We start from the raw sequence: 17,251 nt of genomic DNA, 5'->3' as shown, positions 1-17,251 counted from the left end.
GGGCGCCAGGATACGACTACTGCGCCTTCGGCGCCGCGATCCGGCGGACGTCCCGGGGGAGCTTCACCTCGAACGCGGCGTCGGGCAGGCCCACGTTCCGCCGCACGTCCTCGAAGCGGATCTCGTTCGCGTTCCCGGCCCCGTCCACCACGCGGGTGGCGGTCACCTGCCCGTCCGCCGCCACCGTGAGCGCGATGGACTCGACCCGTGGGTCGGCCTCCTTCGGCCGGAGCAGCAGCGCGCCGGCGCCGTCCAGCGAGACGTCGAACTCGCGCAGGAGGTCGCCCTTGCCGAGCAGGAACGTCACCGCCGCGCTCATGGCCGAGCTGTCGAACGCCTCGTCCACGTAGGCCTGGTTCTCCTCCGGCTCGTACTGCACCAGGCGCGAGCCCTTCACCGCCACCGTCTTCGGGGCCGGCTTCTCGTAGTCCCAGCGCATCATCCCGGGCTTCTTCACGCGCAGCGTCCCGGAGGACGTCTGGCGCCGGCCGAAGCCGGCATAGACGTAGGTCTGGCGGAAGCGCGCCTCGAGGTCGCGGGTCCGCTCGTAGAACGCCTGCACCTTCCGCGCGAGCGCGCGGGGATCCTCGAGCGTGCGCGCCGCCGCGGCGCGGCCGGCCTCCGCGGGGGCGGGGGGCGTGACCGGGGCGGACGCGGCGAGGGTGAGCGCGAGGGGCAGGGCGAGGGCGAGGCTCGGGGTCATGGCGGTCTAGATAGCAGACGGCCCGCCGCGCCGGCGCATTCAGCCGTCCGGCGGTCCTTGACGGCGGGGGACGCTCGGGTGATCCTCCCGCCCTCCGAATGCGCCGCCTGCTCCTCGTCCCGCTCGCCCTGACGTTCGCCCTCGCCGGCTGCTCCGGTCCCTGCCAGGACCTGGGCGATCGGCTCTGCAAGTGCGTGGGCGTCGGCACCACGCGCGACGCCTGCGAGCGGAGCGTGAAGGAGCAGCTCCAGAACCACAACCCGTCGAAGGACGTCGAGCACCTCTGCGACCAGCGGCTGAAGACCTGCCGCGCGCCGGACGGGGCGCAGTTCTGCGAGTGGATCAACACGGCCTGCGGCAAGGCCTCCTGCGGCCTGTCCTCGGACGAGCCGGCCACGGCGTGCGAGCCCGCCGCGGCGGCCGCGCTCGACGGCGAGCCGGTCCAGTCCGAGCCCTGATCCTGGGACGGACCGGAGGTCCGTCCGAAGTCGAAGGGCTCACACCGGCACGCCGAGCGGCATCGGCACCCCGTCGTCGAGCCGGATCGCCTCGTCGCCGAAGCGCCCGGCGATCCGCGTGCCGCAGGCCGCGCAGGCGCCGCCCCGCATCCGCACCGCCGTCACCGCGAACCAGTCGCGCTCGATCACCTTCGCGCCGCAGCCCGGGCAGTAGGTGGTGTCGCCCTCCGGGTCGTGGACGTTGCCGGTGTAGACGTGGCGGAGCCCCTCGGCGCGGGCGATCTCGCGGGCCCGCGTCAGCGTGGCCGGCGGCGTGCGCGGCCGGTCGATGAGCTTGTAGGCCGGGTGGAACGCGCTGAAGTGGAGCGGCACCTCCCGGCCCATGTGATCGCGGATCCAGCCCGCCAGCTCGTGCAGCTCGGCGTCGCCGTCGTTCAGGCCCGGGATGAGGAGCGTCGTCACCTCGGTCCACACGCTCGTCTCGCGCGCCAGCCACTCCAGCGTCTCGAGCACCGGGGCGAGGTGCGCGAACGTCTGGCGCCGGTAGAACTCCTCGGTGAACGCCTTCAGGTCCACGTTGGCCGCGTCGGCGCGCGAGAACAGGTCGCGCCGCGCCTCCGGCGAGACGTAGCCGTTCGTCACGAGCACCGTGAACAGGCCCGCCGCGTGCGCCGCGTCGGCCACGTCGATGGCGTACTCCGCCCAGATGATGGGGTCGTTGTAGGTGAACGCGATGCCGGGGCAGCCGGCCTCCCTCGCCAGCGCCACGACGCGGTCCGGCGTCCAGTCCACCTCCGAGCGCAGCTCGTCGAGGCGCGCCTTGGAGATGTCCCAGTTCTGGCAGAAGCGGCAGCCGAGGTTGCACCCGGCCGTGCCGAACGAGAGCACCCGCGCGCCGGGGTGGAAGTGCGCGAGCGGCTTCTTCTCGATGGGATCGACCGCGAACCCGGTCGATCGGCCCCAGGCGGAGGTGACGAGCCTCCCGCGCTCGTTCCGCCGCACGAAGCAGAACCCCGCCTGTCCTTCCCCGATCCGGCAGTCGCGCGGACACAGCGTGCAGCGGACCTTTCCGCCGGCCGCGGGCTCCCAGTAACGCGCCTCGTGGATCATGGCCCGATCCTAGCGCCGCGGCCGCGGGGCGCGACCGGGGGGCGGGCGGGGCCCCTCCCGCCGGTGCGGCCAGCCTGCAGGCGGGCTCGATCGCGCAGGGCCGGGGTGTTATCTCTCTAACTTCGCGGACGCCTCTCCAGCCCTCCGCCCCGCCCCTTCCGAACGGACGACCACCGTGACCTTCCGCGAAGCCCTCGAACGCCGCCCGCTCGTGTTCGACGGCGCAATGGGCACCCAGATCCAGCGCCACCAGCTCACCGCCGCGGAGTTCGGCGGGAAGGAGGGCGCGAACGACCTGCTCACGCTCACCCGCCCGGACCTCATCGAGGAGATCCACGCGCGCTACTTCGCGGTGGGCTGCGACGTGGTGGAGACGAACACGTTCGGCTCCTCGCGGCTGAAGCTCGACGAGTACGGCCTCGGCCACCGCACCTACGAGGTGAACTGCCGGGCGGCCATCCTGGCCCGCCGCGCCGCCGAGCGCTTCTCGACCCCGGACCACCCGCGCTTCGTGGCCGGCTCCATCGGCCCCACCGGCATGCTGCCGTCGTCCTCCGACCCGGCGCTCGGCAACATCACCTCCGACGCGCTGGAGCGGATCTTCTTCGAGCAGGCGAAGGGGCTGGTGGAGGGCGGGGTGGACGCCCTCATCATCGAGACGCAGCAGGACATGCTGGAGCTCCGCGCCGCGGTGCTGGCCTGCGACGCGGTCCGGCGCGAGGCGCTGCGCGACGTGTTCGTCATCGCCCAGCCGACGCTCATCGACGCGAACGGGCGCATGCTGCTCGGCACCGACGTCGGCAGCGCGGTCGCCACGCTGGAGCGGCTGCCGGTGGACGCGGTCGGCCTCAACTGCTCCACCGGGCCGGACGAGATGCGCGCCTCGGTGAAGGCGCTCGCCGAGCGGTGCTCGCACTGGGTCTCGGTGCTGCCGAACGCCGGCATGCCGGAGAACGAGGACGGGCGGGCGGTCTACAAGCTGTCCCCGGACGACCTCGCCCGCGCGCTCGCCGGCTTCGTGGCCGAGTACGGGGTGGACATCGTGGGCGGCTGCTGCGGCACCACCCCCGAGCACCTGCGCAAGGTGGTCGAGGCGCTGCGCGGCCTGTCCGCGCCGCGGCGCCGCCGCCCCGCGCCCGCCGCCGAGCTGTCGTCCGCCATGAAGGCGGTCCCGCTCGCCATGGAGCCGCGCCCGCTGGTGGTGGGCGAGCGGCTGAACAGCCAGGGCTCGCGCAAGGTGAAGGAGCTGCTGCTCGCCGACGACTACGCCGGCCTGGTGCAGATCGCGCGCGGGCAGGTGGAGGCGGGCGCGCACGTGCTCGACGTGTGCGTGGCGCTGAACGAGCGCGACGACGAGGCGGCGCAGATGCGCACGCTCGCGAAGCTGCTGGCGCAGTCGGTGGACGCGCCGCTCATGATCGACTCCACCGAGCCGGACGTGATCGAGGGCGCGCTCAAGGTCTACCCCGGCCGCTGCATCGTGAACTCGGTCAACCTGGAGAAGTCCGGGGAGCGGGTGCGCCGGGTGCTGCCGCTGGTGCGCCGCTACGGCGCCGCGGTGGTCGCCATGACCATCGACGAGAAGGGCATGGCCCAGACCGCCGAGCGCAAGGCCGAGGTGGCCCGGCGGATCGTGGCGGTGGCGAAGGACCACGGCATCCCGCCGGACAGCCTGGTGTTCGACGCGCTCACGTTCACGCTCGCCACCGGCGGCGAGGAGTACCGCCGGAGCGCGGTCGAGACGCTGGAGGGCATCCGCCGCATCAAGGCGGAGAACCCGGGCGTGCTCACGACGCTCGGCGTCTCCAACGTCTCCTTCGGCCTCGCGAAGAGCGCGCGCGAGGTGGTGAACTCGGTCTTCCTGTACCACGCGGTGCAGGCCGGCCTCGACCTCGCCATCGTCAACCCGAAGGACATCCTCCCCTACCCCGCCATCGACGCGGCGGAGCGGGCGCTCGCAGAGGACCTCGTCTTCGACCGCCGGCCCGACGCGCTGGCGCGGCTCATCGCCCACTTCGGCGCGAAGGGCGCGCCGGAGAAGGCCGCGGTGGACCCGCTCGCCGGCGCCGCCGGCAAGGGCGCCGAGGAGCGCATCCACCTCCAGATCCTGCACCGCCGCCCCGAGGGCATCGAGGCGCTCATCGACGAGGCGCTGACGCGCCGCTCGGCGGTGGACGTGCTGAACCAGGTGCTGCTCCCCGCCATGAAGGACGTGGGCGACCGGTTCGGCGCGGGCGAGCTCATCCTGCCGTTCGTGCTCCAGTCCGCCGAGGTGATGAAGAAGGCGGTCGCGCACCTCGAGCAGTTCCTCGAGAAGAAGGCCGGCGCCACCAAGGGGAACGTGGTCCTCGCCACCGTGTACGGCGACGTCCACGACATCGGCAAGAACCTGGTGAAGACCATCCTCTCCAACAACGGCTTCACCGTGCACGACCTCGGCAAGCAGGTGCCGGTCACGACCGTGCTCGACAAGGCGCTGCAGGTGAACGCCGACGCCATCGGCCTCTCCGCGCTGCTCGTCTCCACCTCGAAGCAGATGCCGTTCTGCGTGGAGGAGCTGCACCGCCGCAACCTGTCCTTCCCGGTGATCATCGGCGGCGCGGCCATCAACCGCCGCTTCGGCTACCGCACGCACTTCGCGCAGGACGGCACCCCGTACGCGGGCGGCGTGTTCTACGCGAAGGACGCGTTCGAGGGGCTGGAGGTGGTCGAGGCCCTGGTGGACCCGGCCCGCCGCGAGGCGCTGAAGCGCGAGGTGCTGCAGAAGGCGGTGGCCGAGAAGGAGCGCCCCGCCGACAAGCCCATGGCGCCCGCGCCCGCGCGCCGCACCGGCGCGGTCGCCCCGGCGGCGCGGATCCCGACGCCGCCGTTCTGGGGGCCGCGGGTGGTGCCCTCCGGCAGCGTGGCGCTCGCCGACGTGTGGCCGCACCTCGACCTCGCCGAGCTGTTCAAGCTGCAGTGGGGCGTGAAGGCGAAGGGGGCCGAGTACGAGCGGCTCGTCCGCGAGGAGTTCGGCCCGAAGCTGGAGGAGCTGAAGGCCGAGGCGCAGGCGCAGGGGTGGCTGGTGCCGAAGGTGGTCTACGGCTACTTCCCCTGCCACGCCGAGGGGAACGACCTCGTGGTCCTCGACCCCACGCACCGCAAGGCCGAGGTGGCGCGCCTGGCGCTCCCGCGCCAGCCGGACGACCGCAACCTGTGCCTCGCCGACTACTTCCGCGAGGAGCGCGGCGCCGACGTGTGCGCGCTGCAGGTGGTCACGGTCGGCGACCAGGCCACCCACCTCGCCGAGCAGGCGCAGGAGCGCGGCGACTACACCCGCGCGCTGTTCCTGCACGGGCTCGCGGTCGAGACCGCCGAGGCGCTCGCCGAGTACTGGCACCGCCAGGTCCGCGCCGAGCTCGGGCTCGCCGACGGCCAGGGCAAGCGCTACTCGCCCGGCTACCCCTCGTGGCCGGAGCTCTCCGACCAGCGGCAGGTGTGGAAGCTGCTCGACCCGGTCCGCACCATCGGCGTCTCGCTCACCGACGCCTGCCAGATGGTGCCGGAGCAGTCCACCAGCGCCATCGTGCTGCACCACCCGGACGCCATCTACTTCCTGGTGCGCGGCCTGGAGCGCGCCGCCGGGTAGGCCGGGCGCCGGCCGGGCAGCAGCACCTCGCGCGCGGTCTCGACGAACGCGCGCGCCGCGGCGGAGAGCGTCCCCTCGCGCCGCCAGACGAGGCCCAGGTTCCAGCCGATGGCCGGCTCGGCGAGCGGCACCACCGCCACCTGCGCCGGGTCGAGCCGCCGGCAGATGGTGCGGGGGAGGAGCGCCACGCCCACGTCGGCCGCGGCCATGGCCGCCATGAAGTCCCACTGGCCGGTCTCGCTCGCCACCTGCGGCGAGAACCCGGCCGCGCGGCAGGCGTCGAGGATGCGGCCGCGCAGCGCGAAGTCCGGCCGGTAGAGCAGGAACGGGGTGGCGGCGAGGTCGGCGAGCGCGAGCCGGGGGCGCCGCGCCAGCGGGCTCCGCGGGTGGAGCACCGCCGCGAGCACGTCGTGCACGAACGGGAGCGCCTCGAAGCGCGCCTCGTCGGTGGGGAGCACCGTCACGCCCACGTCGAGCGCGCCGGACGCGACCAGCGCCTCCACCTCGCGCGCCCCCTCCTCGCGCAGCTCGAGCCGGATGCCCGGGTAGCGCTGCCGGTACGCGGCCAGCACCGGCGGGAAGAACGCGCCGCTCACCATGGGCGGCAGGCCGACGCGGGCGCGGCCGCGGCGCAGCGCGCCCAGGTCGGCCACCTCGTCCTCGATGGCCCGCACCGCCGCGAGCACGCCCTCGGCCCGCGCCAGCACCGCCCGGCCCGCCTCGGTGGGCACGGTCCGGCGCGCCCCGCGCTCGAGCAGCGGCACGCCGATCTCGTCCTCGAGCGCCCGCACCGCCTTGCTCACCGCCGGCTGCGTCACGTGCAGCGCGGCCGCCGCCCGGGTGAAGCCGCCCTGCCGCACCACCTCCACGAACGCGCCCAGCCCGCGCAGGTCCATCCGCGCCTCCATGCCTGTTCGGCATGGATCCTAGTCGAAAGATTCACTTCCCTCATGCCCGGGCGGCGCCTAGGTTCCGCCGATGCCTCCCGCCGTCCCCCACGCGTCCCCGCCCCCCGCCACCGCGCGCTCGCTGCTGGCGCTCCCGCTCCAGCTCCTCGCGCTCGGCGGGTTCTGGGGCGCCGGCGCGCTCGCCGCCCGCGCGCTGCGCCTCCCGCTCCCCGGCGGCGTGGTGGGGATGCTGCTGCTGCTCGGCGCGCTCCGGCTCGGGCTGGTGCGGGCCGGCTGGCTGGAGCGCGGGGCCGACTGGCTCTTCCGCCACATGCTGCTCTTCTTCATCCCGGCCGCGGTGGGCGCGATCCAGTACCCGGAGCTGCTCGGCGGCGAGGGGGCCCGCGCGCTCGCGGTGGTGGCGGTGAGCACGGTGCTCGTCATGGCGGTGACCGGCGCCACGGTGGAGTGGCTGGCGCGCCGGCGGGAGGAGGCGCCGTGATCGCCGCCGCCTGGATCGCCGTCACCGCCGCGCTGTACGCGGCCGCCCGGGCGCTGCACCGCCGCTTCCCGCGGCCGTGGCTCACGCCGCTGCTGGTCGTGCCGGGCGCGCTCGCCGCGGTGCTGCTCGCCGCGCGCGTGCCGTACCCCGGCTACATGCGAGGCGGGCGGCTGCTGGTCGATCTCCTCGGCCCGGCCACGGTGGCGTTCGCGCTGCCGCTCCACCGCCACGCCGGGCTGCTCCGCCGGCACGCCGCCGAGCTCTGCGCCGGGATCCTGGCCGGCTGCGCGGTGGCGGTGGGGAGCTCGTTCCTGCTCGCCCGCGCGCTCGGCCTCGGCCGGCCGCTCGCGCTCAGCCTGGCGCCCCGCTCCATCACCACGCCGTTCGCGATGCAGGTGGCCGGCGACCTCGGCGGCGTGCCGGCGCTGGCGGCGGTGTTCGTGATCCTCACGGCGGTGGTGGGCCTGGTGGTGGGGCAGCTCCTCCTCCGCTGGCTCCCGCTCCGGAGCGCGGTCGCGCGCGGCGCGCTGTTCGGCATGGGCGCGCACGCCGCCGGCACCGCGCAGGCCATGGAGCTGGGGCGCGTCGAGGGCGCGGTGGCGGGGGTGGTGATGATCGTCGCCGGCCTGGGCGTGCTGGTCGCGACGCCGCTCCTCCGGCTGGCGCTCTAGCCGGCCGCGGCGCCTGTCCTCGCGCGCAGGCCGCCCGTCCGGCGCGCCCGCTCCCCCGAGAAGGACCGCCTCCGCCGCGCCCGCCGCGCGCATCCTGCGCCGCTCGCCGCGCCCGCACCGGCGGCGACGGAGGGGGAGACGTGCTCACGAAGGGTTCACGCGCCGCGGCCGCGGCGCTCGCGGCGGCGCTCGCGCTCGCCTGCGCGCCCGCGCCCGAGGCGCCGGGCGCGCGCCACCACCTGTACGTGAGCCAGGCGGCGAGCGGCACGATGGCGGTGGTCGATCCGGAGCGCGGCGAGACGGTGCGCCGGATCCCGGTGGGCCAGCTGCCGCACCAGCTCCTCCCCGTGGACGACCGGCTCCTCGTCGTCCTCACCGGCTCGCAGGCGGTGGCGGAGCTGGATCCCGCCGCGGCGCGCCTCACCCGGACGTTCCTCACCGCCCCGCTGCCGGCGGCGCGGGAGGACGGGAGCGCCATCGCCGGCCACGCCACCGCGGAGGCCGCCGCGGCCACGAGCTGCGCCGCCTGCCACGGCGCGCCCGGCGGGCCGTCGCCGCGGTACGTGGGCGAGCGGCCCATCGCCCTGCTGGCGCTGCCGGGCGGGCGGCTCCTCGTGGCCCACGTCCGCTCCGGCGCGCTCACGGAGCTCGACCTCGCGACGGGCGCCATCCGCCGCCGCGTCGCGCTCGAGCCCGCCGGCGAGGCGCGCGAGGCGGTGGCGCTCGCGCTGCTCGGCGGCGAGGTGCTGGTGGCGCTCCGCCCGAAGCCGCCGTCGAGCGCGCCCGCGGTGATCCGCCGGCTCGACGCCGGGACGCTCGCGCCGCTCGGCGACGTGGCGGTGGGCCCGGATCCGGTGGCGCTGCTCGCCATGCCGGAGCGGGGGCTCGCGCTCGTCTCCGACTTCGCCTCCGACCACGTCACGCCCGTCCTCCCGGACGCCGGCGCCGGCCGGGCGTTCACCGCCGCGCCCGGGCCCATGGGCCTGCTGCCGCTGCCCGGCGGGCGCCGGGTGCTGGCGCTCGACTACTACTCGGACTCGCTCTCGCGCCTCGACCTCGACAGCGGCGAGGTCCGCACCGAGCGGCTCCGCTCCGCCGCGCGGTCCTTCGCGAACCCGAGCCACGCCGCGCTCTCGCCGGACGGCCGCGTCGCCTGGGTGGTGTCGTCGGGCACCGAGGGGCATCTCCTCGCGGTGGACGTCGAGACGCTCGCCGTCGTGCGCGCCCTCCCCGTGGACGGCCTCTCCTTCGCGGTGGCCGTGGTGCCCGGCCCCGCCCCGCTTCCCCCCGCACCCTGAACCCGATCCCACAGGAGTCCCGATGCACCCGACCTCGACGTCCCGGGCCGGCGCGCGCGCCGCGCCCGCCCTTCCCGCCCTTCTCCTTGCGGCCGCGCTCGCGGCCTGCGGCGGCGGTGGAGGCGGCGGCGGCGCGAACCCGCCCCCACCCCCGCCGCCCGGCGGCGGCAACACCCTCCTCGGCGCGGTCACCGACGCCGCCACCGGCGCGCGCCTCGCGGGCGTGACCGTCGCCGCCGGCGGCCGCACCGCCGTCACCGACGCGGCGGGCGAGTTCACCCTCGCCGGCCTCGCCGCCGGCGACGTGCGGCTCACCTTCACGAAGCCCGGCTACGCGCCGAGCTACGCCGGCGCGCGCTCCGGCGACCGCGCGGAGGCGGTGCTCGCCACGCTGAAGCGCGAGGGGGCGCGGCAGCCCTACGACCCGTCCACCGCCCGGACGTTCTCCGAGGTGACCGAGGCCGGCCCGTACGCGGTGATCCTCCCGGCCGGCGGCCTGGACACCGAGGCCACCGAGCTCGAGGTGACCATCACGCCCGTCGATCCCAGCAAGGAGACCGCGGTGCTCCCCGGCGAGCTGGTCGCGGGGAGCGCCGGCGGCACGGTGCTCGCGCCCGTCACGTTCGCCGAGTTCAGCATCTACGAGCCGTCCGGCCGCCGGGTGAACCTGAAGCCGTCGGCGAGCGCGGTGGTCGAGCTGCCCATCCCGCCGGCCCTCCGCCCCCGCTACCCGGTGGGCACGGTGATCCACTGCTACTCGTACGATCCGGTCACCGGCGCCTGGGAGGACTTCGTGGAGGGCACCGTGGCGGTCTCCACGGTGGACGGCGAGACGCCGGTGCTGCGCGCCTCCATCCGCCACTTCTCCTGGTACGGCGCCGCGCCGGAGGGGGACGAGTGCGCCGATCTGTACGGGCGCGTGGTGTCGGCGGTGGACGGGCGACCGCTCCCCAACGCGCGCGTCGAGGCGTTCCCCGGGACGACCGCGTACACCGACGCGAACGGGAGCTTCCAGGTGGTGGCGCTCCGCGACGGCACGTCGAGCGTGGTCGCCTACCAGACCGGCTTCGACCTCGACGGCTCGCTCACCGGCATGCCCGGCGCGAAGTACATCGAGTTCGGCAAGGTGGACGACCTGCCGCTCACCGGGCTGGTGGCGCGCTCCTGCTCCGGGGGCGCCTCGCTGGCCGGCGCGGCCGGCGAGATGCAGGCCGCCGCCGCCGGCGTGGGCACGCCCGCCGATCCGCTCGTGGTGCGGGTGGGCCTGCTGAGCAAGGTCACCTACGAGGTCGTCGCCTGGGTGGACGCGAGCGGCGCCGCGGCGCTGGTGAGCGAGGGGCTGCCCGGGCCCGACGGCGAGCTCGTCGATCCGCAGCCGACCGACGGCGCCGTGATCACCGTGACCGGCCCGGACGGCGCGCACGCGCTCGCGCTGGCGGCCGCGCAGACCGGCGTGTACGCCGCCTCCTTCGCCGCGCAGCCGGGCCGTCGCTACACCATCGCGGTGGACGCGAACGGCGACGGCGCGGTGGACGGCACGGGGTTCACCTACCTCGTGGGCGAGCCGGCCTTCACGTCGCCGCCCGAGGGCGCCACCGTGGACGCCGCCGGGCTCCGCGCCGCCTGGGGCGACGGCGCGATCGAGGCCGGCACCGCCGATCCCGACTACGCGCCGCTGTACTGGGCCGCGGTCACCGCCAGCGCCGAGCCCTGGGACGGCGACTTCTACTGGGGCAGCGATCGCGCGTTCGACGTCCGCTCGCTCGCCACCGGCGAGCCGCTCGCGCCCGACGCGTACACCGCCTCGGTGATGGCGCTGTGCGGGCCCTACGCGGCGGCCGGCCAGGACGTCGCGCTGGTGAAGAACGTCACCGGCGCGGGCATCTCGGGCGAGTTCTTCAGCTTCGCCGCCGGCGCCGAGGTGGCCTTCACCGTGCGCTGAGCCCGCCCGCTCGGCGCCCGCCGCCCGGGCGCGGCCGGCGCCGGGGTGCTCCCGTGGCGGGCCACCGCACCCGCACGCGGAACGTTCGGGCGGGGGCTTGCTGGCACGCCCGCGGAGCATCAGGGTGAAGGGAGGCCGGCTCCTCCCCTCCCATGCCGGCCTCGAGGCGCCCGGCGGACGGTCTCCCCGCCGGGCGTCTCCTTTCGTTTCACCGCGCGACCGGGACGCGCCCGCCCACGTCGAGCGGCACCGGCAGGCCGCCCAGGTCGGCGGTGCCGCGCATCCCGACGTCCACCGGCGCGCCGCGCATCAGCTCGCTGGCGGCCCGGCCGGCGCGGACGAGATCCACCTTGAGTGGGATCGTGAGGACCGTGCTGCCCTGCGCGGGGACCGCCGCCAGGGCGCGCCCGTCGATCCGGCCCACCTGGCTGCCCGCCAGCGAGACCGCCGAGTCGAGCGTGCCCGAGGGGATGGCGAACGCGTTCGGGTTCTTCACCCGCAGCTTCACGTCGAGCGCGAGGTCGGAGAGCGACACCGAGCGGACCGACAGCCCCTCCAGCGTGAAGCCCGGGAGGCGCGGCAGCTTCAGGCTGTCCTCGTGGGAGATGGGCAGGTCCACCACGCCCACCGGCGTCGAGACCCCGACCGTGCCGCCCAGCTTGTAGCGGATGGAGTCCTGCTGCCGGCCGAGCAGCGACACGATCCCCGGCACGTCCTTGAAGCGCACCCGCACCGGGAACGTGACCGGCGCCTTCCCGGCCGCCGGGATCTTGAGGCCGCCCGGCATGTCGCCGGCGGCGATGCGCGTCCCCTCCACCTCGACGCCGTAGCCCAGGCGCGCCAGCGTGAGGCCGAAGCCGTTCGGGTTCTCGAGGTCGAACTGGAAGCCCAGCGTGGCGCCCTCGAGGTCGAGCGACTGCAGGGTGGCGGAGCGGAAGGTGAGCTTCGGCTTCTCGAAGGCCGAGGCGGCGAGCTGGTTGAGCGCGGCGCAGCCGGAGAGCGCCACGATCGAGGTGAGGGCGAGGAGCCGGAGGGATCGCATGGGGGTGGTTGTACCGCGGCCGCGGGACGGGGGCGCGCCGGAGGCGACTCCCACCTGCCCCGCCCTGGGCACACCGGCGGGGCGGTGCCGCCCGTCCACCGCCCATCCACAGGCCTTCCACAGCCTTTCCACCGCGTCTTTCCATGCGTTTTCGGGGGTTATCCACCGAACATCGACAATGATCGGGTCACAGTCGGCTGGTAGGCTGCGCCGCTCGATGGCCGAATCGGATCCTGCCCGCCGCGTCGCCGAAGCCGGCGTCTCCCCCCTGCGCTCCGCGCGCGATCTCCCCCACAGCCTCGAGGCCGAGCAGGCGGTGCTGGGCGCGATCCTGGTGGAGGAGACCGCCTTCGACCAGGTGGCCGCGCTGCTGCGGGCCGGCGACTTCTACCTGCTCGCGCACCAGCACGTGTACGGCGCGTGCGAGGAGCTGGCCCGCGAGTCGAAGACGCTCGATCCCATCCTGGTCCAGCAGCGGCTCGACGCGAAGGGGCTGCTCGGCTCCGCGGTCCCGCAGGAGCTCCCGCTCACGCTGGCGCGCGCCATCGGCACCGCGTCCAACGTCGGCCACTACGCGCGCACCGTGCAGGATCTCGCCCGGCTGCGGGTGATGATGCTCACCGCGCAGCGGCTGGTGGAGCGCGGCTACGAGGCCGGGGCGAACGTCCAGCACTTCCTGGACGCCGCGCAGCAGGAGGTGTTCGGCGCCGCGCAGGGCAGCAACGTAGACACGCTGAAGAAGATCTCCGAGCCGGTGCTGCGGGCGCTCGAGAACCTCGAGGCCGTGCAGAAGCGGGTCCAGGCCGGCCTGTCGCCCATCACCGGCGTGCCCACCGGCATCCAGACGCTCGACCGGAACACGCTCGGCCTGCAGCCCGGGACGCTCACCGTGCTCGCCGCCCGCCCGTCGGTCGGCAAGACCGCGTTCGCGCTCAACATCGCCACCCACGCCGCCACCAAGGCCCAGCGCAAGGTCGCGTTCTTCTCGCTGGAGATGCCGTCCGACCAGCTCGCGCTCCGCATGCTCGCGTCCGAGGGCAAGCTCGACTGGCGCAAGCTCTCGCAGGGCCAGCTCTCCCGGCACGACTGGGACAAGCTCGCCACCCAGGCCGACCGCATCGGCGCCGCCAACCTGTGGCTCGACGACAACTTCGTGCTCACCCCCGTGGAGCTGCGCTCGAAGTGCCGCAAGCTGAAGCGCGAGAACGGCGGGCTCGATCTCGTGATGATCGACTACCTGCAGCTCATGCACGCGCCCAGCGACCGCTCCAACCAGTCGCGCGAGCAGGAGATCGCCACCATCAGCCGCTCGCTGAAGTCGCTCGCGAAGGAGCTCGAGTGCCCCATCGTGGCGCTCTCGCAGCTCAACCGCAGCGTGGAGAAGCGCAAGGGCGAGCCCCCCATGCTCTCCGACCTCCGCGAGTCCGGCGCCATCGAGCAGGACGCCGACATCGTGATGTTCCTGCACCGTGCCGAGGAGGACAACAAGGACGTCCAGCAGGGCACCGCCGCCGGCGACACCCTCCCCGTGCAGCTCATCGTGGCGAAGCAGCGCCAGGGCCCCACCTGCACCATCGACCTGGTGTTCTTCAAGACGACGACGTACTTCGCCGAGATGGACCGCCGACCGCAGCAGTAGGCGTGGCGCGCGGCCCGGCCCGTCACCCCCCGAGCGCCCGCGGAACCTCGTCGCACGAGAGCAGCCCCCGGCGCCTCCACCCCGTGGAGAGCAGCCAGGAGCGCGGCGCCGCCGTGATGCTCCGCGCAGCCTCCCGCACCGCAGCCCCAGCCCCACCGCCGCGCCACCCGTCGAACCAGCCGCCGGAGGAGAACCGGTCCACGCCCCCGCGCCCGAGAGGCTTTCCCATGCGCGCGAGGTGGCTCCGGTGGTTGAGCAGCACGTAGGCGAGCGCGGTGCGGACCTCGGTGGGCGTGCCCAGCACGCGCGCGTGGTAGCGGTCCGCGAAGACCTTGCCGCGCCGCCCCATCATGCGGTTGAGCCCCTTCGCGAGCCGGATGCACAGCCCCTGCATCCCCGAGGAGAGCGCCCGCGACCCGTCCGCCTCCGCGATGAGGTGGAGGTGGTTCCCCTCGAGCGCGAAGTGGACCACGCGGAAGGTGCTGCGAGCCGCCGTGGCGGCCTCGAACGCCGCCTCGACGACCCGGAGCGCGCGCTGGCTCCGCAGGTTCCAGACGTGCGGGAGCACACGCAAGGTGACGTGCACCGGCGAAGAGGCGGTGACCGAAGGCCGCCCGTGGTGCGAGACCCCCGCCCGCGCGCCCGAGGGCTTGCGCCCCGCGCCGGGCCGACGGCCGCCGTGGCTGCGAGGAGGGGAGAGCCGGAACCGGAGCTGACGAGCGCCGCGCATCATGATTGGGCAGATATTAACTGGACGTGAGACCGCGATCCACCGTCCGTGTGGGTCGCAAGCGTTCGCTCGCCCCGGGTGATTGGGCACATATCTCTCTGGACGCGGAGGCCGGAGCGCCGACGGTGCAGCCACCTGTCAGCGATGTCTTGACTGGTTCCGACCGGTTCCGACTGGTTCCCCCCCCCGCGTCCAGCTCGCCCGTCCCACACCTTCACCGCGCGCGGAGCATCCTCCCCGCGCCCCGCGCCCCACCCTCGAGCCTCTCGCAAGCCGATCCCACCGGCCCGGTTCCGGCCACACGGTCCCGCCCCGACCGCCCCCCGCACCCTCGAAGCCCGAGCCCCGCCCCCGCGCCCAGCTCGCGGTTCGACAGGCTCACCGCGAGCGGAGACCCCCGCCCGCCCATCCCCCACCACCCCCCCACCACCCCCCCGCCAGCAACCCCGCCCCCTCACCGCGCGGCGAGATCCAGATACCGCCCCACGACCCGCTTCCCCCCGCGCACCGCCTCCTCCAGCGACGCCCCGCCCGCGAGCAGCCCGGCGATCGCCGACGCCAGCCGGCACCCGGTCCCGCGCGCCGTCCCCGCCCTGCGCCGCCCGGTGAACCGCGTCACGCGCCGCCCCTCCACCAGCAGGTCCACCGGCGCGCCGGCGCGGTGCCCGCCCTTCACCAGCACCGCGCGCGCCGGGAGCATCCGCGCCGCGCGGACGGCCGCGGCGTCGTCCGCGACCTCGACGCCGGTGAGCGCCGCGAGCTCCGGCAGGTTGGGCGTGACGAGCCGCGCCCGCGCGAGCAGCGCCGCGAGCGCCTCGCCGGGCGCCGCGCCGCCCGCGTCGAGCAGCGGCGCGCCGGAGGACGCGACCAGCACCGGATCGACCACCACGGGCACGCGCGCGAGCGGCGGCTCCCCGAGCCGCGCGGCCAGCGCCCGGGCCAGGCCGGCGGTCCCGAGCATGCCGGTCTTCACCGCGCGCGGCCGCTCGCGTCCCTCCAGCAGCGCGTCGATCTGCGCCCGCAGGAACGCCTCGGCGGTCGGCGAGACGCCGCGCGCGCCGCGCGGGCCCTGCGCGGTGAGCGCGGTCGCGACGGCCCAGCCGCGCGCGCCGACGGCGGCGAGCGCCTCGAGGTCGGCGGTGAGGCCCGCCCCGCCCGACGGGTCGAGGCCGGCCACCACCAGCACCCGCGGGATCACCGGCGCAGGCTCCGCGCCGCGTCCACGAGGCCCCGGTAGATGGCGGCGTGGCGCGGGTCGTCGCGCGTCGCCTCGGGGTGCCACTGCACGCCCAGCGCGAACGGCAGGTCCGGGAGCTCGATGGCCTCCACCACGCCGTCGGGCGCGCGGGCCGAGACGAGCACGCCCGGCCCCGGCTCGCGCACCGCCTGGTGGTGCGTCGAGTTCACCATGAGCGGACCGGCCCCGGCGAGCGCGGCCAGCTGCGTGCCGGGCGCGATGGTCACCTCGTGGGAGGGGACGTCCTTCGGCGCGGGCTGCTCGTGGCCGCGGAGGCCGGCCTCGCCGGGCAGGTCCTGCCAGAGCGTGCCGCCCCGCACCACGTCGAGGAGCTGCATGCCGCCGCACACGCCCAGCACCGGCAGGCGCGCCGCGAGCGCGGCCTCGAGCAGGTCCTTCTCGAAGCGGGTGCGCTCGGGGCGCGACGGGCCGCAGCCCGGGCGCCGCGCCTCGCCGTACAGCTCCGGCGGCAGGTCGAAGTCGCCGCCGCTCACCACCAGCCCGTCGAGCAGCGACAGGTACGCGCCGGCCACGTCCACCGCGTGCGGCAGCAGGATGGGCAGGCCGCCCGCGTCCAGCACCGCCTCCACGTAGCCGCGCGGCAGCTCGTACCGCCGGCCCGTGGCGTCGGCGTCGAGCGTGATCCCGATCCGCGGCCGAGGGCTCACGGGGTGGCCCCTCGCGCGGCGCGGCCCGCCTCGAAGGCGGCCTGCATCCGCGCCGCGGCGGCCTCGGGATCCGCCGCGCCCAGCACCGCCTCGATCACCGCCGCGCAGGCGGCGCCGGCCCGCGCCACCGCGGCGACGTCGTCGAGCCCGATGCCGCCGATGGCCACCACCGGCGCGGGGAGCGCGCGCGCCACCTCGGCGAGCGCCGCCAGGCCGCGCGGCGGCACCGGCAGGGCCTTCGAGCGCGAGGCGAAGATGGGCCCGTAGCCCACGTGATCGGCGCCCTCGGCGAGCGCGGCCCGGGCCTCCTCCAGCGTCCGGGTGGTGCGGCCCACCAGCAGGTCGGGGCCGAGGAGCCGGCGCGCCTCGGGCACCGGCAGGTCGTCGTCCCCCAGGTGGACGCCGTCGGCGCCGGCGAGGAGCGCCAGGTCGGCGCGGTCGTTCACGAGCACGAGCGCCCGGCCGGTGGCGAGCGCCAGGATGCGGCGGGTGGCCTCGAGCACCGCGCCGGCGGGCGCGTCCTTCATCCGCACCTGGATCGCGCGGGCGCCTCCGCCGATCGCGGCACGCGCCTGCGCCACCGGATCCGCACCCCCCACGATGACGTAGAGCCCGCCGAGCCGCGCGCGCCGCCCGGCGCTCACAGAGGCTTCGGAAACCGGCATGGCGACAGCGCTAACACGCGCTTGACGGGGCCGCAAGGCGGGGCCTATTTTCCGGCCTCCGCCCAGACAGC

15 protein-coding genes are annotated in these 17,251 nt (G+C 75.5%); 7 read left to right on the top strand and 8 right to left on the bottom strand.

Annotated features, from left to right (window positions below; translation table 11 throughout):
* Window positions 1-16: 16 nt before the first annotated feature.
* Window positions 17-703: a LolA family protein gene (locus ADEH_RS00470; protein WP_011419148.1), complete on the bottom strand. Its 687-nt coding sequence runs from the start codon at window positions 701-703 to the stop codon at window positions 17-19.
* A 98-nt stretch (window positions 704-801) separates the two neighbouring features.
* On the opposite strand from ADEH_RS00470, the gene ADEH_RS00465 reads away from it, so the two are divergent.
* Window positions 802-1,161 (top strand): hypothetical protein, encoded by a 360-nt coding sequence (locus ADEH_RS00465; protein ID WP_011419147.1) that lies wholly within the window; start codon window positions 802-804, stop codon window positions 1,159-1,161.
* A gap of 39 nt (window positions 1,162-1,200) precedes the next feature.
* Here the strand turns inward: ADEH_RS00465 and amrS are convergent, their stop codons facing one another.
* Entirely contained in the window at window positions 1,201-2,271 is a 1,071-nt protein-coding gene (amrS, locus tag ADEH_RS00460) for an AmmeMemoRadiSam system radical SAM enzyme (RefSeq protein ID WP_011419146.1), read from the bottom strand.
* Window positions 2,272-2,446: 175 nt separating this feature from the next.
* Here amrS and metH point away from each other — a divergent pair, with 175 nt between their 5' ends.
* Window positions 2,447-5,899: a methionine synthase gene (gene metH, locus ADEH_RS00455; RefSeq protein ID WP_011419145.1), complete on the top strand. Its 3,453-nt coding sequence runs from the start codon at window positions 2,447-2,449 to the stop codon at window positions 5,897-5,899.
* Here metH and ADEH_RS00450 read toward each other — a convergent pair.
* Complete coding sequence (locus tag ADEH_RS00450) at window positions 5,860-6,807, bottom strand: LysR family transcriptional regulator (protein WP_232287396.1); 948 nt, start codon at window positions 6,805-6,807, stop codon at window positions 5,860-5,862. The two genes, metH and ADEH_RS00450, sit on opposite strands and share 40 nt — an antisense overlap.
* A 70-nt stretch (window positions 6,808-6,877) precedes the next feature.
* On the opposite strand from ADEH_RS00450, the gene ADEH_RS00445 reads away from it, so the two are divergent.
* The 4 genes from ADEH_RS00445 to ADEH_RS00430 all read left to right on the top strand — a co-directional run bounded on the left by ADEH_RS00445 (window position 6,878) and on the right by ADEH_RS00430 (window position 11,199).
* Window positions 6,878-7,288 carry a CidA/LrgA family protein gene (locus ADEH_RS00445; protein WP_011419143.1) on the top strand — a complete coding sequence of 137 codons (411 nt, stop codon included), beginning with the start codon at window positions 6,878-6,880 and terminating at the stop codon, window positions 7,286-7,288.
* Window positions 7,285-7,959 (top strand): LrgB family protein, encoded by a 675-nt coding sequence (locus ADEH_RS00440; RefSeq protein WP_011419142.1) that lies wholly within the window; start codon window positions 7,285-7,287, stop codon window positions 7,957-7,959. Before ADEH_RS00445 ends, ADEH_RS00440 begins: the two co-directional genes overlap by 4 nt.
* A 140-nt stretch (window positions 7,960-8,099) precedes the next feature.
* Window positions 8,100-9,257: a YncE family protein gene (locus tag ADEH_RS00435; protein ID WP_041453234.1), complete on the top strand. Its 1,158-nt coding sequence runs from the start codon at window positions 8,100-8,102 to the stop codon at window positions 9,255-9,257.
* Window positions 9,258-9,279: 22 nt separating this feature from the next.
* Entirely contained in the window at window positions 9,280-11,199 is a 1,920-nt protein-coding gene (locus ADEH_RS00430) for a carboxypeptidase-like regulatory domain-containing protein (RefSeq protein ID WP_049760064.1), read from the top strand.
* Window positions 11,200-11,407: 208 nt separating this feature from the next.
* Here the strand turns inward: ADEH_RS00430 and ADEH_RS00425 are convergent, their stop codons facing one another.
* Entirely contained in the window at window positions 11,408-12,241 is an 834-nt protein-coding gene (locus ADEH_RS00425; RefSeq protein WP_041453233.1) for an LEA type 2 family protein, read from the bottom strand.
* A 217-nt stretch (window positions 12,242-12,458) separates the two neighbouring features.
* Between ADEH_RS00425 and dnaB the strand changes: the two genes are divergently transcribed.
* A complete protein-coding gene (dnaB, locus tag ADEH_RS00420) occupies window positions 12,459-13,880 on the top strand; it encodes a replicative DNA helicase (RefSeq protein WP_011419140.1) in 1,422 nt (473 codons plus the stop codon).
* A gap of 22 nt (window positions 13,881-13,902) precedes the next feature.
* Here dnaB and ADEH_RS00415 read toward each other — a convergent pair whose 3' ends face one another.
* The 4 genes from ADEH_RS00415 to thiE all read right to left on the bottom strand — a co-directional run bounded on the left by ADEH_RS00415 (window position 13,903) and on the right by thiE (window position 17,180).
* Window positions 13,903-14,613, bottom strand: a complete 711-nt coding sequence (locus ADEH_RS00415) for a hypothetical protein (RefSeq protein ID WP_011419139.1) — start codon at window positions 14,611-14,613, stop codon at window positions 13,903-13,905.
* A gap of 451 nt (window positions 14,614-15,064) precedes the next feature.
* Entirely contained in the window at window positions 15,065-15,808 is a 744-nt protein-coding gene (locus tag ADEH_RS00410) for a bifunctional hydroxymethylpyrimidine kinase/phosphomethylpyrimidine kinase (protein ID WP_011419138.1), read from the bottom strand.
* Complete coding sequence (locus ADEH_RS00405; RefSeq protein WP_011419137.1) at window positions 15,805-16,515, bottom strand: gamma-glutamyl-gamma-aminobutyrate hydrolase family protein; 711 nt, start codon at window positions 16,513-16,515, stop codon at window positions 15,805-15,807. The genes ADEH_RS00410 and ADEH_RS00405 overlap by 4 nt, the downstream gene beginning before the upstream one ends.
* A complete protein-coding gene (gene thiE / locus ADEH_RS00400) occupies window positions 16,512-17,180 on the bottom strand; it encodes a thiamine phosphate synthase (RefSeq protein WP_011419136.1) in 669 nt (222 codons plus the stop codon). Before thiE ends, ADEH_RS00405 begins: the two co-directional genes overlap by 4 nt.
* Window positions 17,181-17,251 lie beyond the last annotated feature (71 nt).

Origin of the sequence: Anaeromyxobacter dehalogenans 2CP-C, assembly GCF_000013385.1 — a bacterium.
In the GTDB taxonomy this organism is placed as follows: domain Bacteria; phylum Myxococcota; class Myxococcia; order Myxococcales; family Anaeromyxobacteraceae; genus Anaeromyxobacter; species Anaeromyxobacter dehalogenans_B.
This window is presented reverse-complemented; position numbering and strand designations above follow the sequence as displayed.

Bases quoted from the DNA above. Each gene is read 5' to 3' on its own strand.
- ADEH_RS00470 (WP_011419148.1), bottom strand. From the start codon at position 703: ATGACCCCGAGCCTCGCCCTCGCCCTGCCCCTCGCGCTCACCCTCGCC.
- ADEH_RS00465 (WP_011419147.1), top strand. From the start codon at position 802: ATGCGCCGCCTGCTCCTCGTCCCGCTCGCCCTGACGTTCGCCCTCGCC.
- amrS (WP_011419146.1), bottom strand. From the start codon at position 2,271: ATGATCCACGAGGCGCGTTACTGGGAGCCCGCGGCCGGCGGAAAGGTC.
- ADEH_RS00450 (WP_232287396.1), bottom strand. From the start codon at position 6,807: ATGGAGGCGCGGATGGACCTGCGCGGGCTGGGCGCGTTCGTGGAGGTG.
- ADEH_RS00445 (WP_011419143.1), top strand. From the start codon at position 6,878: ATGCCTCCCGCCGTCCCCCACGCGTCCCCGCCCCCCGCCACCGCGCGC.
- ADEH_RS00430 (WP_049760064.1), top strand. From the start codon at position 9,280: ATGCACCCGACCTCGACGTCCCGGGCCGGCGCGCGCGCCGCGCCCGCC.
- ADEH_RS00425 (WP_041453233.1), bottom strand. From the start codon at position 12,241: ATGCGATCCCTCCGGCTCCTCGCCCTCACCTCGATCGTGGCGCTCTCC.
- dnaB (WP_011419140.1), top strand. From the start codon at position 12,459: ATGGCCGAATCGGATCCTGCCCGCCGCGTCGCCGAAGCCGGCGTCTCC.
- ADEH_RS00415 (WP_011419139.1), bottom strand. From the start codon at position 14,613: ATGATGCGCGGCGCTCGTCAGCTCCGGTTCCGGCTCTCCCCTCCTCGC.
- thiE (WP_011419136.1), bottom strand. From the start codon at position 17,180: ATGCCGGTTTCCGAAGCCTCTGTGAGCGCCGGGCGGCGCGCGCGGCTC.